At 63.1% G+C, this 14,479-nt stretch carries 16 protein-coding genes; 8 read left to right on the top strand and 8 right to left on the bottom strand.

Annotated elements, in window-relative coordinates:
- The first annotated feature begins 52 nt into the window (after positions 1-52).
- Positions 53-1,261 (top strand): MFS transporter, encoded by a 1,209-nt coding sequence (locus AC2ETI_RS28815; RefSeq protein ID WP_483634727.1) that lies wholly within the window; start codon positions 53-55, stop codon positions 1,259-1,261.
- A 27-nt stretch (positions 1,262-1,288) separates the two neighbouring features.
- Here the strand turns inward: AC2ETI_RS28815 and AC2ETI_RS28810 are convergent, their stop codons facing one another.
- On the bottom strand, positions 1,289-2,185 hold the full coding sequence (locus AC2ETI_RS28810; RefSeq protein ID WP_378670009.1) for a helix-turn-helix transcriptional regulator: 897 nt from the start codon (positions 2,183-2,185) through the stop codon (positions 1,289-1,291).
- Positions 2,186-2,319: 134 nt separating this feature from the next.
- On the opposite strand from AC2ETI_RS28810, the gene AC2ETI_RS28805 reads away from it, so the two are divergent.
- The 3 genes from AC2ETI_RS28805 (at position 2,320) to AC2ETI_RS28795 (ending at position 6,081) form a co-directional block, all read left to right on the top strand.
- A complete protein-coding gene (locus AC2ETI_RS28805) occupies positions 2,320-3,342 on the top strand; it encodes a zinc-dependent alcohol dehydrogenase family protein (protein WP_378670011.1) in 1,023 nt (340 codons plus the stop codon).
- Between the two features lie 397 nt (positions 3,343-3,739).
- Positions 3,740-5,575, top strand: coding sequence for an acyl-CoA dehydrogenase (locus AC2ETI_RS28800; protein WP_483634726.1), 1,836 nt, complete (start codon positions 3,740-3,742; stop codon positions 5,573-5,575).
- 20 nt (positions 5,576-5,595) lie between these two features.
- The gene (locus tag AC2ETI_RS28795) at positions 5,596-6,081 is read left to right on the top strand and encodes a hypothetical protein (RefSeq protein WP_477846572.1); all 486 of its coding nucleotides are present in this window, start codon (positions 5,596-5,598) and stop codon (positions 6,079-6,081) included.
- Positions 6,082-6,099: 18 nt separating this feature from the next.
- Here the strand turns inward: AC2ETI_RS28795 and AC2ETI_RS28790 are convergent, their stop codons facing one another.
- Genes AC2ETI_RS28790 through AC2ETI_RS28780 form a run of 3 tightly spaced genes read right to left on the bottom strand, consistent with a single transcriptional unit; the run spans position 6,100 to position 9,077 of the window.
- Complete coding sequence (locus tag AC2ETI_RS28790; protein WP_483634725.1) at positions 6,100-6,804, bottom strand: hypothetical protein; 705 nt, start codon at positions 6,802-6,804, stop codon at positions 6,100-6,102.
- Positions 6,801-7,829 (bottom strand): NAD(P)H-dependent flavin oxidoreductase, encoded by a 1,029-nt coding sequence (locus tag AC2ETI_RS28785; RefSeq protein WP_483634724.1) that lies wholly within the window; start codon positions 7,827-7,829, stop codon positions 6,801-6,803. The genes AC2ETI_RS28790 and AC2ETI_RS28785 overlap by 4 nt, the downstream gene beginning before the upstream one ends.
- 45 nt (positions 7,830-7,874) lie before the next feature.
- Entirely contained in the window at positions 7,875-9,077 is a 1,203-nt protein-coding gene (locus AC2ETI_RS28780) for a YbfB/YjiJ family MFS transporter (protein ID WP_378670022.1), read from the bottom strand.
- A gap of 95 nt (positions 9,078-9,172) precedes the next feature.
- On the opposite strand from AC2ETI_RS28780, the gene AC2ETI_RS28775 reads away from it, so the two are divergent.
- The 3 genes from AC2ETI_RS28775 (at position 9,173) to AC2ETI_RS28765 (ending at position 11,313) form a co-directional block, all read left to right on the top strand.
- The gene (locus tag AC2ETI_RS28775) at positions 9,173-10,093 is read left to right on the top strand and encodes a LysR family transcriptional regulator (protein WP_019745990.1); all 921 of its coding nucleotides are present in this window, start codon (positions 9,173-9,175) and stop codon (positions 10,091-10,093) included.
- Positions 10,090-10,779 (top strand): hypothetical protein, encoded by a 690-nt coding sequence (locus tag AC2ETI_RS28770; protein WP_019745991.1) that lies wholly within the window; start codon positions 10,090-10,092, stop codon positions 10,777-10,779. Before AC2ETI_RS28775 ends, AC2ETI_RS28770 begins: the two co-directional genes overlap by 4 nt.
- Before the next feature lie 96 nt (positions 10,780-10,875).
- The gene (locus tag AC2ETI_RS28765) at positions 10,876-11,313 is read left to right on the top strand and encodes an SRPBCC family protein (protein WP_007735601.1); all 438 of its coding nucleotides are present in this window, start codon (positions 10,876-10,878) and stop codon (positions 11,311-11,313) included.
- 19 nt (positions 11,314-11,332) lie between these two features.
- On the opposite strand, the gene AC2ETI_RS28760 is transcribed toward AC2ETI_RS28765, so the two are convergent.
- Both AC2ETI_RS28760 and AC2ETI_RS28755 read right to left on the bottom strand, forming a co-directional pair.
- Positions 11,333-11,800, bottom strand: a complete 468-nt coding sequence (locus tag AC2ETI_RS28760) for a hypothetical protein (protein WP_020971317.1) — start codon at positions 11,798-11,800, stop codon at positions 11,333-11,335.
- Positions 11,801-11,915: 115 nt separating this feature from the next.
- Positions 11,916-12,542: a class I SAM-dependent methyltransferase gene (locus tag AC2ETI_RS28755; protein ID WP_019745994.1), complete on the bottom strand. Its 627-nt coding sequence runs from the start codon at positions 12,540-12,542 to the stop codon at positions 11,916-11,918.
- Positions 12,543-12,650: 108 nt separating this feature from the next.
- Here AC2ETI_RS28755 and AC2ETI_RS28750 point away from each other — a divergent pair, with 108 nt between their 5' ends.
- A complete protein-coding gene (locus AC2ETI_RS28750; protein WP_019745995.1) occupies positions 12,651-12,896 on the top strand; it encodes a DUF3253 domain-containing protein in 246 nt (81 codons plus the stop codon).
- Between the two features lie 42 nt (positions 12,897-12,938).
- On the opposite strand, the gene AC2ETI_RS28745 is transcribed toward AC2ETI_RS28750, so the two are convergent.
- Positions 12,939-13,850 carry an NmrA family NAD(P)-binding protein gene (locus tag AC2ETI_RS28745; RefSeq protein WP_257207242.1) on the bottom strand — a complete coding sequence of 304 codons (912 nt, stop codon included), beginning with the start codon at positions 13,848-13,850 and terminating at the stop codon, positions 12,939-12,941.
- Between the two features lie 10 nt (positions 13,851-13,860).
- On the bottom strand, positions 13,861-14,358 hold the full coding sequence (locus tag AC2ETI_RS28740) for a hypothetical protein (RefSeq protein WP_483634723.1): 498 nt from the start codon (positions 14,356-14,358) through the stop codon (positions 13,861-13,863).
- Positions 14,359-14,479 lie beyond the last annotated feature (121 nt).

The following is a 14,479-nucleotide window of genomic DNA, read 5'->3' as shown; positions in this document are numbered from 1 at the left end:
ACGGGTGCGCCACGACATGCGCGTCGTCAACAGAAAGAGAACTGACCACCTCATGATTTCCGCCCCGACCGTCGAAGAAACCGGCCGCCTGCCGCTCGTGATCTACGTGCTGGCCGTCGGAGTTTTCTTGATGGGCACAACCGAATTCGTCGTCGCCGGCATTCTTCCCGAAATCGCGGGTGACCTCGGTACGTCGATCGCGAACGTCGGCCTGATGATCACCGTCTTCGCGATCGGAATGATCGTCGGCACGCCGGCGATGGCGATCTTGACACTCAGGGTTCCCCGACGCGTGACCTTGAGCTCGGCGCTGGTTGTTTTCGCGATCGGACACGTCATCGTCGCGCTCTCGTCCAACTTCGGACTCATTCTCGGCGCCCGCTTCCTCACAGCCGTGGCGACGGGCGCATTCTGGGCGGTCGCCGCGGTGGTCGGAGCAAAAGCGGCAGGCCCGGCGTCTTCCTCTCGCGCGCTCGGCATCGTCTTGGGCGGAGGCATGCTCGCGAACGTCATCGGTGTTCCGCTCGGCGCTCTGGCCGGTCAGAGCATCGGGTGGCGTGGTCCTTTCTGGGCCCTCTCCGCCCTCGCACTCGTCGCCGCGGCCGTCGTCCACCGATTGGTACCCGCCGACACCGACTCCGGTGCGGTGCCGTCCTGGCGAGCGGAGATCGCGAGCCTACGGGACGGACGCATCTGGCTCGTTCTGTCCGGTTGCGCCGTCGTGTGCGGGTCGTCGCTGGCGGCGTACAGCTTCGTCTCTCCGCTGTTGACCGAGAACACGGGACTTGCTGCGTCGGCAGTGCCACTGGTGCTTGTCGGCTACGGACTCGGTGCGTTCGTCGGCTCCAATCTCGGCGGGCGACTGGGTGCGAAGAATCAGTACGGCGTCTTGTTCGTCTCGGCAGCGATGACGTTTCTCGTACTCGGGGCGCTCTGCCTCTTCTCGCACAACGTGATCGTGACGGTGATTCTCGTAGTCATGCTGGGACTATTCGGCATGTCGACCAATCCCATCCTGATCGGGATGGCTGTGCGTTATGCCGATCAGGCGCCGACGATGGCTTCTGCTCTCAGCACCTCGTCGTTCAATCTGGGCACGGCGGTCGGCTCCTGGATCGCCGGGTTCGCGTTGGCCTCGAGTCTCGGTGCCACTGGGCCGGTGTTGGTAGGCACCGGCGTTGCCGCTCTCTACTTTCTGCCGCTGATGATCCTGTTGCGCAAGGAACGCACGAAGCGCACCGCCGTCGAAGTGGTCAACTGACGACCCGATCAACCGTCGCGCAGTTCGTCAGCCGTCCGTCAGCGACCGCTCCGACACGTGAGGCGCAGAGTCCGCATTCTCACTGGCTGCCAACGAGGCGAGTAACTGCATCCGTTCCGCGGACGGCGATCCCGGCTCTGCGGTGTAGATCGTGAGCGTCAACCCCGGCTCGGCGGCCATCTCCGAACCTTCGAAGGCAAGCGTCAGCTCCCCCACGGCGGAGTGGTGAAAAGTCTTGAATCCGGTGCCGTGATGGCGGACGTCGTGCGCGCCCCACCGACGCCGGAATTCCTCACTCCGAGTGCTGAGTTCACCGATCAGATCGTGCAATTCCTTGTTGTGAGGATCTCGCCCAGCCTCGGTTCGCAGAATCGAGACGGTCACCTCGGCAAACGCGTTCCAGTCCGGATAAAACTCGAAAGCCCTTTCGTCGAGGAACGTGAAGCGCGCGATGTTCGGGGGCTGCCCCGGCATGTCGTAGAGGTCCTTGTAGAACGCACGCGCGAGTGGGTTGACCGCAAGAAGATCCATGCGACCGTTCCGCACGAAAGCGGGTCCTGCGGTGACTGCGTCGAGCGCCCACTGCAGGCTCTGATGGGGCTTCCAGCCCTTCGTATTTCGCCGACGCGGGGGCCTGGCTACCGGGCTTGCCGCGTGCGCGAGATCAAAAAGGTGGGCGCGCTCGGCGTCGTCGAGTCGTAGGGCCTTCGCGATACTGTCGAGTACACCTGGCGATGCGCCGCTGATCGCTCCGCGCTCGAGCCTCGTGTAGTACTCGACGCTCACTCCGGCGAGGGTTGCCACTTCACTTCGACGCAGACCTTCCACGCGGCGGTTCGATCCGGCCGGAAGTCCAACTTGTTCGGGCGTGACTCGGGCGCGCCGCGAGGTCAGGAATTCGCGTACTTGCGCTCGATCGTCCATGCCATCGAGGGTAAGTCAGTGACCGGTAGCGAGGGAGTCCCTCGCAGTACCACTATCGCGCGGGACTCCCGCACGCCGCCAAATCGTGATCAGGTTGAAGTGACACGAAGAAACCGATGGTGAGGAGCCACGTCATGCGCGCTGTCGTCATGCATGCCCCCGGCGATGTCCGGGTCGAAGAGATCGAAGCGCCGGTGATCGTCGAACCGACCGACGCGATCATTCGCGTTACAGCCACCTGCGTCTGCGGTTCCGACCTCTGGCCTTATCGCGGCATCGAAAAGCTGAATGGCCCGACGCCGATGGGACACGAATACGTGGGCGTCGTCGAACAGGTCGGCCCCGAGGTCAACGACATCGAAGTTGGAGACTTCGTCGTGGGCTCGTTCGTCGCGTCGGACAACACCTGCGAAATCTGCGAGGCGGGCTTTCAGTCTCGCTGTATCCACCAGGTCATGATGGGCTCGGTCGGCACCCAATCCGAATACGCTCGCATCCCGCTCGCGGACGGCACCCTCGTCCCTGTCCACGGAGAGCCGACCGAGCGGCAGGCCCGCAGCCTCCTTGCAGCCTCCGACGTACTCGGCACCGGTTGGTTCGCCGCCGTAGCTGCGGAAGCCGGACCTGGCAAAACAGTCGCCGTCGTCGGCGACGGCGCAGTCGGACTCCTGGCGATCCTCGCTGCCAGACAACTCGGCGCCGAGCGGATCATCGCCATGTCACGCCACGCCGACCGGCAGGCACTCGCCACGCAATTCGGCGCCACCGACATCGTCGAAGAGCGGGGCGACGCGGGCATCGCGAAGATCAAGGAACTCACCGGCGGCTACGGCGCCCACTCGACCGTCGAAGCCGTAGGCACCCAAGAATCGATGATGCAGGCTATCGGAGCTACCCGCCCCGGCGGACATGTCGGCTACGTCGGGGTATCCCACGGCGTCGAGCTCGACGGCATGAACCTGTTCTTCGCGACGGTGAGCCTGCTCGGCGGTCCCGCGCCGGTCAGGCGATTCCTACCCGAACTGATCGAGCTCATCATGACCGACCAGATCGACCCGGGCATCGTCTTCGACCTCACTCTCCCGTTGGAGGACGCCGCCGCCGGCTACCAGGCGATGGACGAGCGGCGCGCCACCAAAGTGCTACTCACCCTCTGACCGATACCAAAGGCTCACGAGACAGAACTGGGCTCTACACGCCGATCGAGGAACGTCTCGGCTACCAACGAGAGGCACTCTTGGTTTACCGAGCAGCATGTTCACTGATCACAGCGAATGCGTTTGACGCCGAAGGTGAGGATGGGCACTTCGATTGGTGCGCAGCTGCTTTGACCCAAGAGGATGCTACGCGACTGATATGCACCCCCACCAGCGGAAACCGATTGTACGAGTGAATGTTTCAATGAGAGCGGCTCGGCGCTACTTTGTAGCAACGAAACTCGTCTCTACCTACGGTTGCGTACTGAATTCCTTGTGGGGCAGGCTTTCTTGTGTACTGCTGACGAGCCGTATCTGCTGACGAATCGTATTGCTGACGAACCAAGGTCGGAGAACAATGGGTCACTACAAAAGCAACGTGCGTGATATCGAGTTCAATCTGTTCGAGGTGCTCGGGATCGGCGAACTGTTGGATGCCGGCGCATACGGGGACCTCGACACCGACACTGTGCGCAACATTCTTGCGGAAGTAGCGAGACTGGCAGAAGGCCCGGTCGCCGCGTCCTTCGCCGACGCGGATCGGAACCCTGTCGAATTCGACGCACCCAATCACGCAGTTGTGGTCCCGGAACCTCTACGCAAGACGGTCGAGGCGGTGAACGAGGCCGGTTGGTCGCGACTCGGCCTACCAGAAGGCATGGGTGGTGTTCCTGCTCCGGCGCCGTTGGTCTGGGCGATCGGCGAAATGTTGGTCGCGGCAAACGGATCCGCAAGCTTTTTCAACATGGGTCCACTGATGGCGAGCGTGCTCTACACCATCGGAAACGAACAGCAAAAACACTGGGCCAAAGAAGGATTCGAGCGCGGATGGGCCGGAACGATGGTGCTCACCGAACCAGACGCCGGATCCGATGTAGGCGCAGGCCGAACAAAGGCAATCGCGCAGGACGACGGCACGTGGCACATCGAGGGCGTCAAGCGATTCATCTCCGGCGGTGACGTCGGAGACACGGCCGAGAACCTCTTCCACTTGGTGCTTGCCCGGCCCGAGGGAGCCGGTCCAGGAACCAAAGGTTTGAGCCTGTTCTACGTTCCGAAGTCCCATTTCAACTCGGACACACTTGAACTGGGAGAGCGCAACGGTGTGTACGTCACCGGCGTCGAGCACAAGATGGGCCTCAAGTCTTCCCCAACTTGCGAGCTCACCTTCGGAGCGACGGACGTTCCTGCCGTCGGCTGGCTCGTGGGTGATGTCCACAACGGTATCGCCCAGATGTTCCAGGTCATCGAGAATGCTCGAATGATGGTGGGCACCAAGGCTACCGGAACACTGTCCACCGGCTATCTCAACGCCCTCGGGTACGCAAAAGAACGAATTCAAGGCGCAGACCTCACCGAGCTGACAAACAAGACCGCGCCCCGCGTGGCCATTACGCACCACCCCGACGTCCGACGCAGCCTGGCGATGCAGAAGGCCTACGCCGAAGGCCTCCGAGCGGTCTACCTCTACACCGCTGCACACCAGAATGCCGATGTCGCCGAGTTGGTTTCGGGTGCGGATGCCGAATTGGCGGCGCGGGTCAACGATCTGCTGCTGCCGATCGTCAAGGGCGTCGGCTCCGAGAAGGCCTACGAACTGCTCACCGAGAGCCTGCAGACCCTGGGCGGCTCCGGTTATCTTCAGGACTACCCCATCGAGCAGTACATCCGCGATGCCAAGATCGACACCCTGTACGAGGGCACCACGGCGATCCAGGCGCAGGACTTCTTCTTTCGAAAGATCGCACGCGACCGCGGCGTTGCACTCGCTCACGTAGCCGGTCGCATACGAGAGTTCATCGACAGTGAGGCCGGGAACGGTCGTCTCAAGGCCGAGCGAGTCCTACTCGAGACCGCCTTGACCGACGTGCAGGAGATGGCCGGGACGCTCACCGGGTATCTGATGGCCTCCCAGGACCAACCCTCCGAGTTGTACAAGATAGGCCTCGGCTCGGTGCGCTTTCTGTACGCGGTAGGCGACCTGCTCATCGGATGGCGCCTGTTGGTGCAAGCGGAAGTCGCGTTGGCAGCCTTGGACCGTGACGCGTCGGCAAAGGACCGATCGTTCTACCGGGGCAAGGTGGTCGTCGCGTCGTACTTCGCCAAGAACATCCTGCCTATCCTGGCGTCGACGAAAGAAATCCTGGGTTCCCTCGACAACGAGATCATGGAACTCGAGGAAGGCGCATTCTGACAACGTGCCACAGTGAAGGCATGTATCTGCCCGACATCGAGTACGTAGGGGTCTGGAGCTTTCCGATCATGGGGCCGGATGCACCAGACGACGCTCCCGCCAACGTCGTCGAGGCGTGCCAGGCTGTCGGCAAGGATCTGCAATGCCGCTGGCACGGCCCCGATACGTACATGGAGAACTGTCTGTGGACGGTCTCGTTGCTCGATGACGGCCACTGCCACCTCGCGCTCGACGCTGGACCACGGCCGAAGCACAAGAGTGCAGGAACCAGCCCGCTGAGGGGCTTCGGGTTCGGCGGGCCGCACATCGAACAGCCTGTACAGGAGTTGACGGCCCTGATCGCCGGCGAAGTCCAGGACGAGCTGGCCGGCGGATTTCCCTTTGTGCACTGGCCCATCGAGAAGGACCGACTCTTGATGCCGACATTGCGTGGCGGACGCGCGGTATGGGTGGTTCGCAGCGCTGATCGCATTGTCTCCGAGATCGGCGAACTCTGCCCGGGATGAAAATGCTTGCTGCGTGATTCAAACGTGGTCGTGAACCGGCGACGGAACCTTGTTGGAACGATACGAGTCTCCGCTCCGGTTCGGCCGCCAGAGACGCCAGTGTTTCGCGGACAACCGGAACGGGAGATGGTCTTGTAGGTGACGAGCACCGGACGACAACCGTTCGTCTGCAGGCAGGTTGAGCCACAGGGACAGTGAGGATGTCGCGTTGCCGAGGGTTGCGCGTATGCCTGACTCGCCGAGAATCCGGCCGTATCCATCCACGGCAAAACGGCCGAACGTGTCGGGGGTGATGTCGGGGTACGGCGCGCGGGTGTTGGGGTCGATCAGGCGTACGGGCGCGCTGTAGGTCAGTGCCGCCACAGAACGTCCGTGGGTTGTGACCGCATCGCAACCAACGAGGGCATCGAGCGCTTCGTTGACAGAACCAGGTGGGACGTTCCATTCGGTATGGGTTTGCGCTTTGTAGCGGGGCCCACCGAAGAGCTCGGTAGCGAACGATGACAACTGCGCGGTCGGCTCGGATGGCCCCCTCTGGTAGATCTCGAACGTCCACGACGGCAACGACACTGGTTCGGTGCAGGATTCCAGGAATGTCTGCAGCCGCTGAAATGCAACATCGGGACGCTTGACTCGAAGCGAGTGTGCACCACCGGCGGACCCGGGCAACCCGTCGTATGTCACTACCTCGGGCAATGCGGCTTCCGGTGTCCGCGCCGTCACAGGTTAGCCAATCGCGAAAGCACTACCCCGGCTGGTTCCTCCGTCGCGTGGCGATAGCCGGTGCCGGCCCATAGGTGCATGCGCTCGGGATCTGCCTGCGCAACAGCGGCTTTGCGCATCGGGTTGGTCAGGTGATGGATGGCCGGATACCCGATGGGCGCCCGTGCGTCGTAGCGATCGATGAACTCGTTCCGAAGTGCTCGTGCAGGACGTCCCGTGAAAGCTCTTGTGACGACCGTGTTCCCGCGTGACGTGTCGGCCAGAGCTGCCTTGTGCGGAGCCGAGGCACCACTCTCCTCGGTGCGCAGCAGTACGGTACCGACCACTGCCGCGTCCGCTCCGGCACGTAAGGCTGCAGCGACGTCGGCGGAGGTCGCCAGTCCACCGGCCGCCAATAGCGGAACAGAGGTGCGATGACGGATTTGTGCGATCAGTTCGGTGATCGGTGTTTCTGCCGGAACCTGCAGGGGAGTGAGCGTTCCGGAGTGGCCGCCGGCAGCCGACGATTGCACGACAAGCAGATCGGCGCCGGCGTCGACGGCAAGGAGCGCCTCTGCCTCCGAAGTCACAGTGAGGACGACAAGTGAACCGGCAGCGCGCAGCGCCTTGATGACGCCGGGTGTGGGAAAGCCGAAGGTGAAGCTGACCACCGGAACCGGGCTGGCCAGGAGCAGATCGATCTTGTCCTCGAAGTAGTCGTCGTCTTCGACCGGCTCACCGTCAGCCAGCGTGATGCCGTAGCGATCCGCATCGACCTGGATCACCCTGGTATAGGCACGGTAGGCATCGACGTCGACAGGCACCGGGTTGGGCGCAAAGACGTTGACACCGAACGACACTCCCTCGGCGCGCACGGCGTCGATCTGGTCGGACAGAGCCTGAGGCGTCTTGTACCCGGCGGCGAGGAATCCGAGACCGCCTGCGCGAGAGGCAGCAGCAACAAGTTCCGGTGTGGAAGCGCCGCCGGCCATGGGCGCTGCGATGACAGGGACCTTCAGGTCGAGATCGGTTGTGAGTGCGCTCATTCGAACATCTCCAGTCCTACGTCGGATAGTGCTCCGGCGGTTTCGTCATCTGACATCAAAAACTACCTCCTCAGTCGAGGTGGCCGTCCGAGGGTCCGCATCGAGATCGGAAGGGAATCGGAACCGCAAAACCGCGGCGGCCACTGCTGCGCCCAGAACGACGGCCGCACCCAACAGCAGAGCGTCGCGATACCCGTCTCGCAGCAACGGAGTGACAACGAGTGGGCCGAGAATCTGACCGACGCTGTATCCAGCGGTCAGCAACGCCACGGCGCGTGGGAACTGCAGGTGCGCGCCGATTGCCAACACAATTGACCCGATACCAAGGAAGGTGACACCGAACAGGAAAGCTGAAATCAGTGCGGGGCCGACGCCTCCGATCACAGCAGGAAGCGCTATGCCCACCGCCTGAATCAACAGGGCAACGAGAAGCAGAGCCGGCCTCGACCAACGCAGGCTGAGCCAAGCCCACAGGGCGCACGAGGGAAATGCGGCCAGACCGACCACTATCCAAGCGCCGCTGCCGACCCATTCTGGAGCGGCGAGATCGATTGCGGCAACAAGGAACGTGCCCGCGATGATGTAGCCGATGCCTTCCAGGAAATAACTGATGAACAAGGCAGTGAACCCGCGTTGGGAACTGGGAGTTCCCGGCGCGTCCGGTGTGATGACCGGACGCGGTTCCGGCGTCAATCCCCAGGCTGCGACCGCACACACCACTGCAAGGGCCGCAGATGCCAGCCAGGCTGTACTCCAGGTACCGATGAAGCGGACGACCAACACGAGGACCCCGGACAGGGCGATACCCAACCCAACTCCGCCGAATCCCCATCCGGCCAGAAATTGGGACTGCCCCCGAAGGTGCGCGTGCAAAGCGCTGACGGCGATCATGAAGACGAGGGCACTGGCAATGCCTGCGACGAGCCGCAGGGCGAACCAGATGGATCCGTCGTGGGTAGTGGGCATGAGCGCCAAAGTCGCGATGAGGACCACCAACGACGTACGCATCACCGCTGCCGAGCGCACCACGCCGGGAATGAGGATTCCCGCGAGCGCGCCGATGAGGTACCCGACGTAGTTGGCCGTCGCCAGGGTGGCGCCGAGCGAGGCGGACAGACCGGCCTGCGTGTGCATCAACGGCAGGATCGGTGTGTAGACGAATCGACCGATTCCCATGCTCGCCGCCAGCGCAGCGGCAGCTTGGACAGCGTGCGCTCGCGGGGAGACGCCGTTGTGGACTGTGGTCATGGTCTTATCGTGTGCCCCGGCCGCGCCGGACCGCCACGACCGCTTTGCTCCTGACTGATAGGCACAACCTCCCACCGCACGTAGCATGAATGATCGTGGAGCTGCGTCAGCTGAGATATTTCGAGGTCGTCGCCGAGGAATTGCACTTCGGCCGAGCCGCGGCGCGGCTACTGATAGCCGGGCCGTCATTGTCGCAGCAGATCATGGCACTCGAGCGCGACCTCGGCGTCAAGCTGTTCGTCCGCGACCGCCGTTCCGTCGCTCTGACGCCAGCCGGCGCGGCCTTGCTCCCTGATGTCCGTGCGCTACTCGAGAGTGCCGAGAATCTGCGACGCCGCGCGGAGCGTCTGTCCGGAGCGGAGCCCGTCCGGATCGGCTACGTCAATTGGCTCCCCACGGATCTGATCGCGCGCACTTCAGGGGTCGCGCAACTGCACGTCGACGCCTGGGTGGTGCCTTCGCACGCGCAGGCCGCGCGGGTAGCGGACGGCAGCCTCGACCTGGCGATCGCCTGGGTGCGGAAAACCGATGTCGCCCAACATGCTCTGAGCGCAAGACTGCTCGGTGCGGATCGGCTGTACGCGGTCTCCACCGGAGAGGACACCACACCGGTGCGGGCACGCGACGTCGTCGTACTCGTCGACGACGACACCACCTCCTGGTATTCGTGGAACGTCTACGCCGAAGAATTCGCTCGCGATACCGGCGCACAGATCCTGCGCATCAACGACGGTGGTATCACCGGTCCGGCATTCTTCGATCACGTCCGTGCCGTCGGCCGTCCGGTCGTCAACTCGCCCAAAGGGCAGACCATCACGCTGCCAAGCGATCTCACTGCACGTCCGGTGATCGACCCCGCGGCGATCTGGACGTGGTCACTCCTGTGCCGTGAGAACGAAACGCGCCCTGCAGTTCTCGCGTCCGTCGACGCTCTCACCCGCGGCGTCACTGATCTCGAAATCCACGAAGACGGAATATGGCTGCCCATGGACGATCCTTACCGGAGGACTCGATGACACGACGCGCTATTCGAGTTTTCTGGGGACGACGGCCGGAATCGGTGCAGGCCGTGGCCTCCCGGTGGCGTCGGACGTTGGAACAAGTCGAATCCCTGTTGCCCGAGGTGGTCGGCGGGTCGTGGCAACAGATCCATTCCGCTGGACCTGCTACTGCCGTGACCGTCGACCAGTTGGCACAGGTCCTCGAGAACGCGCAGGCCGCCGAAGACTGGTCGGATCGTCTGGGAATCGGATTGAGGCTCGCATCCAGTGGAGGGCCCGAATGGGGGCTCGAACTCTCCGGGTTGGCGGGCGGCGAACCGGAGATTGTCCTTCAGTCGATGATTCTTGCCGTCAGCGCGCCGGACACCGCCGAAGTTCCTGAGACAGACCTACTTCGGATGCTCGCCGCGGAGTGGGAACCGGACTTCGGAGACGTCACCGACGACAACATCCTCGATGCTCTCGAAGACGAGTCCGACTATCGCGTCGGTGATCCCGTGATCGGCCGAGTCGGTTACCTCTCGTCCGCTCGCGCTGACGCGATCCCGGATGACCTGGCAGCAGGCGTTGCCGCGTTACCGGGCGGCGGCGTGTTGCTACAGATCGGGGCTGTCGATGGGGTCGTTCGGGCGTACGAGCGCCTGCGCGAGACCGGCGCACTCGATCCGCTTCCGCGTCCACTGGACCGCGCAGTCCTCTGAAGACGGTTACCGTTTGTCGAGTTTGGGTAGCCCGGGCGTCGGAACGAACTCTCACCGCGGCACTACCGCCGAAAAATGAACCGAAAGGCCCACCGCATGGTTGACGTCACCCGCAAATTCACCGCCGAGGTACCGATCGAAAAGGCTGCGGCGTTTCTCCGCGACTTCGCCAATGCGCCGACGTGGGATCCGGGCACCGAGAGCTGCACGCAGATCTCCGACGGTCCTGTCGGCGTCGGAACCCAGTGGCACAACGTGTCCAAGCTATTCGGCGTCACCACGGAACTGACGTACACGCTGGTGACCGACGAGCTGAATCACGTTGTTCTCGAAGGAAAGAACAAGACTGCCACCAGTACCGACGACATCACCTTGACTTCGGTGGGTCCGAACTCGACCGAGATCGAATATCACGCGAACGTCGAGTTCAACGGTGCCGCCAAGATTGCGTCGCCTCTCCTGAAGGCGGGATTCGAAGCCAAAGTGGCACCAGAGACGGTGAAGAAGATGACGGAAGCCCTCGAAGCGCTCTGACAAGTCCGTCAGGTTCTTGTCACTGTGTGTTGCCGCCGCTCGCGCCACCGTTGCGAGCTTCGATGGCATCGATGGACTTCGTGAACGACTTTCCCAGCACTTGGGTGCCGACGAGTCCGAGTACCGACGCCAGGAGCTTTCCCTTGAGGTTCTTGCCGTCCCGGACCACGACGGCGTCGACATCGGTCAGACCCGTTGGCTGCCGGGTCAGCGTGTAGGTATGGCTCGACGCCCCGCCCCACAGGTTGGAGTCGGTGGTTGTCATCACGACGCGGTGCGGGTCGGTCCAGTCGTAGTGCAGACGCTCCCAGATACCACTGGAGCCCTCGGTGACATCAGCATCGTGGGGTCCTTGTTGGTGCACTTTCAGGTAGCTGTCCGCACTGCGGCCGAAGATTTCCTCACGGCCCGGGCCGAAGTCGGTCAGGCCGGCAAGGACCTGTTCGGGCGTCGCAGTGGTCGTCTTGTGAAGATGGATCGTGGTCATGGCGCCTTCTTTCAACTGTGGATGATCCGGTGCTGAAAAAGCCGGGGAGTGACTCATCCAGCACACCACTGACACGAAATGAATGAAAGAGGATTGCTAGCTCTGTCTCGATCCGCTATTCGCCGCCGCGCCGGCTGGCAGTGATTGCGCCGTGCGGCCTGTAGCCGCTCCCCGTCCGGGTATGGGTCTCGATCACGTCGAAGCCCGCTGTGACCAGCACCTCGGCAAGTTCGGTCACCGGCCATCGATAACCAGTCGTCGCGGCGTGATCAAAAGGCTCTACGGTCACGCCTTCGAAGAAGCCCACCAGCAACCCACCACCTGGGCGGATCACGCGCGCGAATTCAGCGAGCGGTGCCTCGATATCTTGCGGGTGATGGTGAATGAGCGAGTACCAGGACAGCACGCCGCCCAGTGAATTCGTTTTCGCGTCCAATGCCTCGAAGCCCCCGACCTCGAAGGAGAGATCCGGGTATTGGTTGCGGGCTCGTTCGACGAACTCGGGCACGAGATCGATCCCGCTCACAGCCAGCCCGCTCTGGGCCAGGAAGTCTGTCCACTGCCCCGGCCCGCACCCGGCGTCGAGCACGGGGCCGGTCAAAGTGGCGGCCCAGCTGGTCACCAGGTCCCGATCAGATATGTGCGTCGAATCCATCGAGCCGAAGAGGTCCGTGTACTCCTGGGATCTGGCCGAATACGACTTTCGGACTACGTCGCGGCGCGTTGCACTCGAATTCTCCACGCCGTCAATAATTATCGATGTGCACCATTCCTTCGCCACAACTCGCCGAACCGAAGGTTCATACTCTGTTGAAGGCCTACGGTCACGACCGAAAACTGAGGTCATACGGTGGAAGAGAAAGAACTGGCGGCGAAGATCCGCGAACTACTCAGTGCCCGATCGGCCGAGTCGAGCATCTGCCCCTCCGACGTGGCCCGCGCAGCGGCACCCGACAATTGGCGTCCGCTGATGGACCCCGTCCGAGAGGCTGCCCGCCACATGGTGGCCCACGGCGAAGTGCAGATCACCCAAGGCGGCGAAGTCGTCGACCCGGAATCCGTACGAGGTCCGATCAGGATTCGGTGGGCTCGTTGATCAACCGCGTGACTTCTGGCGGCGCTGCTCTCGCAGCGTGAATCAGCGGAAGCGGTCCAGATGCTCACGCAGGAACGCATCCAGGCTTCGTGGCTCACGCCCCAGGACACTTGCCACCGTGTCGGTGGGTGACTCCGGGCGCGAGACGGCAAGTTGCTGGATCTCCAGAATGTGCTCGGCCAGCCACGGAGGCATGTGGGCATGATCGACGAGGTTTTGCCGCAGTTCGTGCGGTGGCAGGTCGATATATTGGACGGGGCGATCGAGCATGCGGGTCAGAGAATCGGCGATGCCGCCGTAGCCGACTGCCTCGCTGCCCGTCAGGACGTAGGTGCCGCCGGCGAGGTCGGCGCGTGTGAGCACGGCCGCGGCGACGTCACCGATATCTCGGCAGTCGATCCAGTTGCACGGCGCGTCCCGCATCGCGCCCAGAATCACCCCTTGCGCAGCCACCGCCGGAGCCAGGAGCAACAGATTCTGCATGAACGCATAGGGGCGGAGCAGAGTGTGGCGGATCCCGGATGCGCGCAGGTGTTCACCGACGGCGTGGTGGCCGCGGGAGAGAGCGATGGGGGAGTCGGCCGCGGCGGCGGGATCGGAGATCTTGACGATGTGTTCGACGCCGCTCTCGGCGGCTATGTCGATCACACGCGTTTCGAGCTCGACCTGTTCGAGTCCGTTGGCCATGGCGAGGAAAAGTTGTTCAGCCCCTTCGAAAGCCGTGCGTAGCGAAGTTGAGTCTGCGGCATCGGCCCGCACTACTTCGACCAAACCGTCGGCCAAATCGCCGAGGTGGGCGCGCAGCCTGTCCGGGTCGCGGGACAACGCTCGGCTCGGCACACCCGAGGATGCGAGACTGCGTAGCAACGCGCCGCCTGTGGTTCCGGACGCTCCCATGATGACGATCATCGTGTTCCTTTCGGTCTTCCCCGCGAAGCAGGGGATCTTTGACATGTGTTGTCTGTCAGGGATTCTGACGGCGCCATCGCCAGCTGACGATGACGGCAGCCACAGCGGCAGATATCGGTAGATCGAGTTGCAGGCGAGCAAGCCGAGCGGTGTCGACCACGCTCGTGTGAGCTGGTAGCCAACGGGAGGCGAACCACCCGACGAGACCAGCAATCACAGCGGCTCCGACGGCAAGAATTGCCGCCACCACGATGCGAGGCAGGGCCGTGGTCCACGGTCGTGACCTCCCGCGACGCTGCAGCCAGGAGCCGATCAGCAACGCCACCACTGCCGACGTGCCCGCAATGGACGTAAATGCCGCCATCGTGAGGCCCGATTGGCCGGCGACTCCGCCCGCACCCGCCATCAGCGCAGGGGCAAGGTAGGCGACCAGCACCTCTCTCCACAGGGTGAATGATCGTGCGGCGCGACGATCGGCAACCGGGTCGATTCGATTGGAATCGGTTATCTCCCTTTTGTTTTCGCGACGGATCGGCGGGGTGTGTCCGGACATGAAGGAGACCAACTTTCCGTTTATAATTAGGTGGCTAACTATTTGGGCATGGAAGGAGAAGCCTCTGTCGAGAATTGACGACGATTCGAATCGCTACCCGACGGCTTGGAATCCCAGCCGA

Source organism: Rhodococcus sp. MurmanLake-1 (assembly GCF_056945715.1).
Note: the sequence above shows the minus strand (reverse complement) of the source record. Positions and strands in the feature narration are given on the sequence as shown.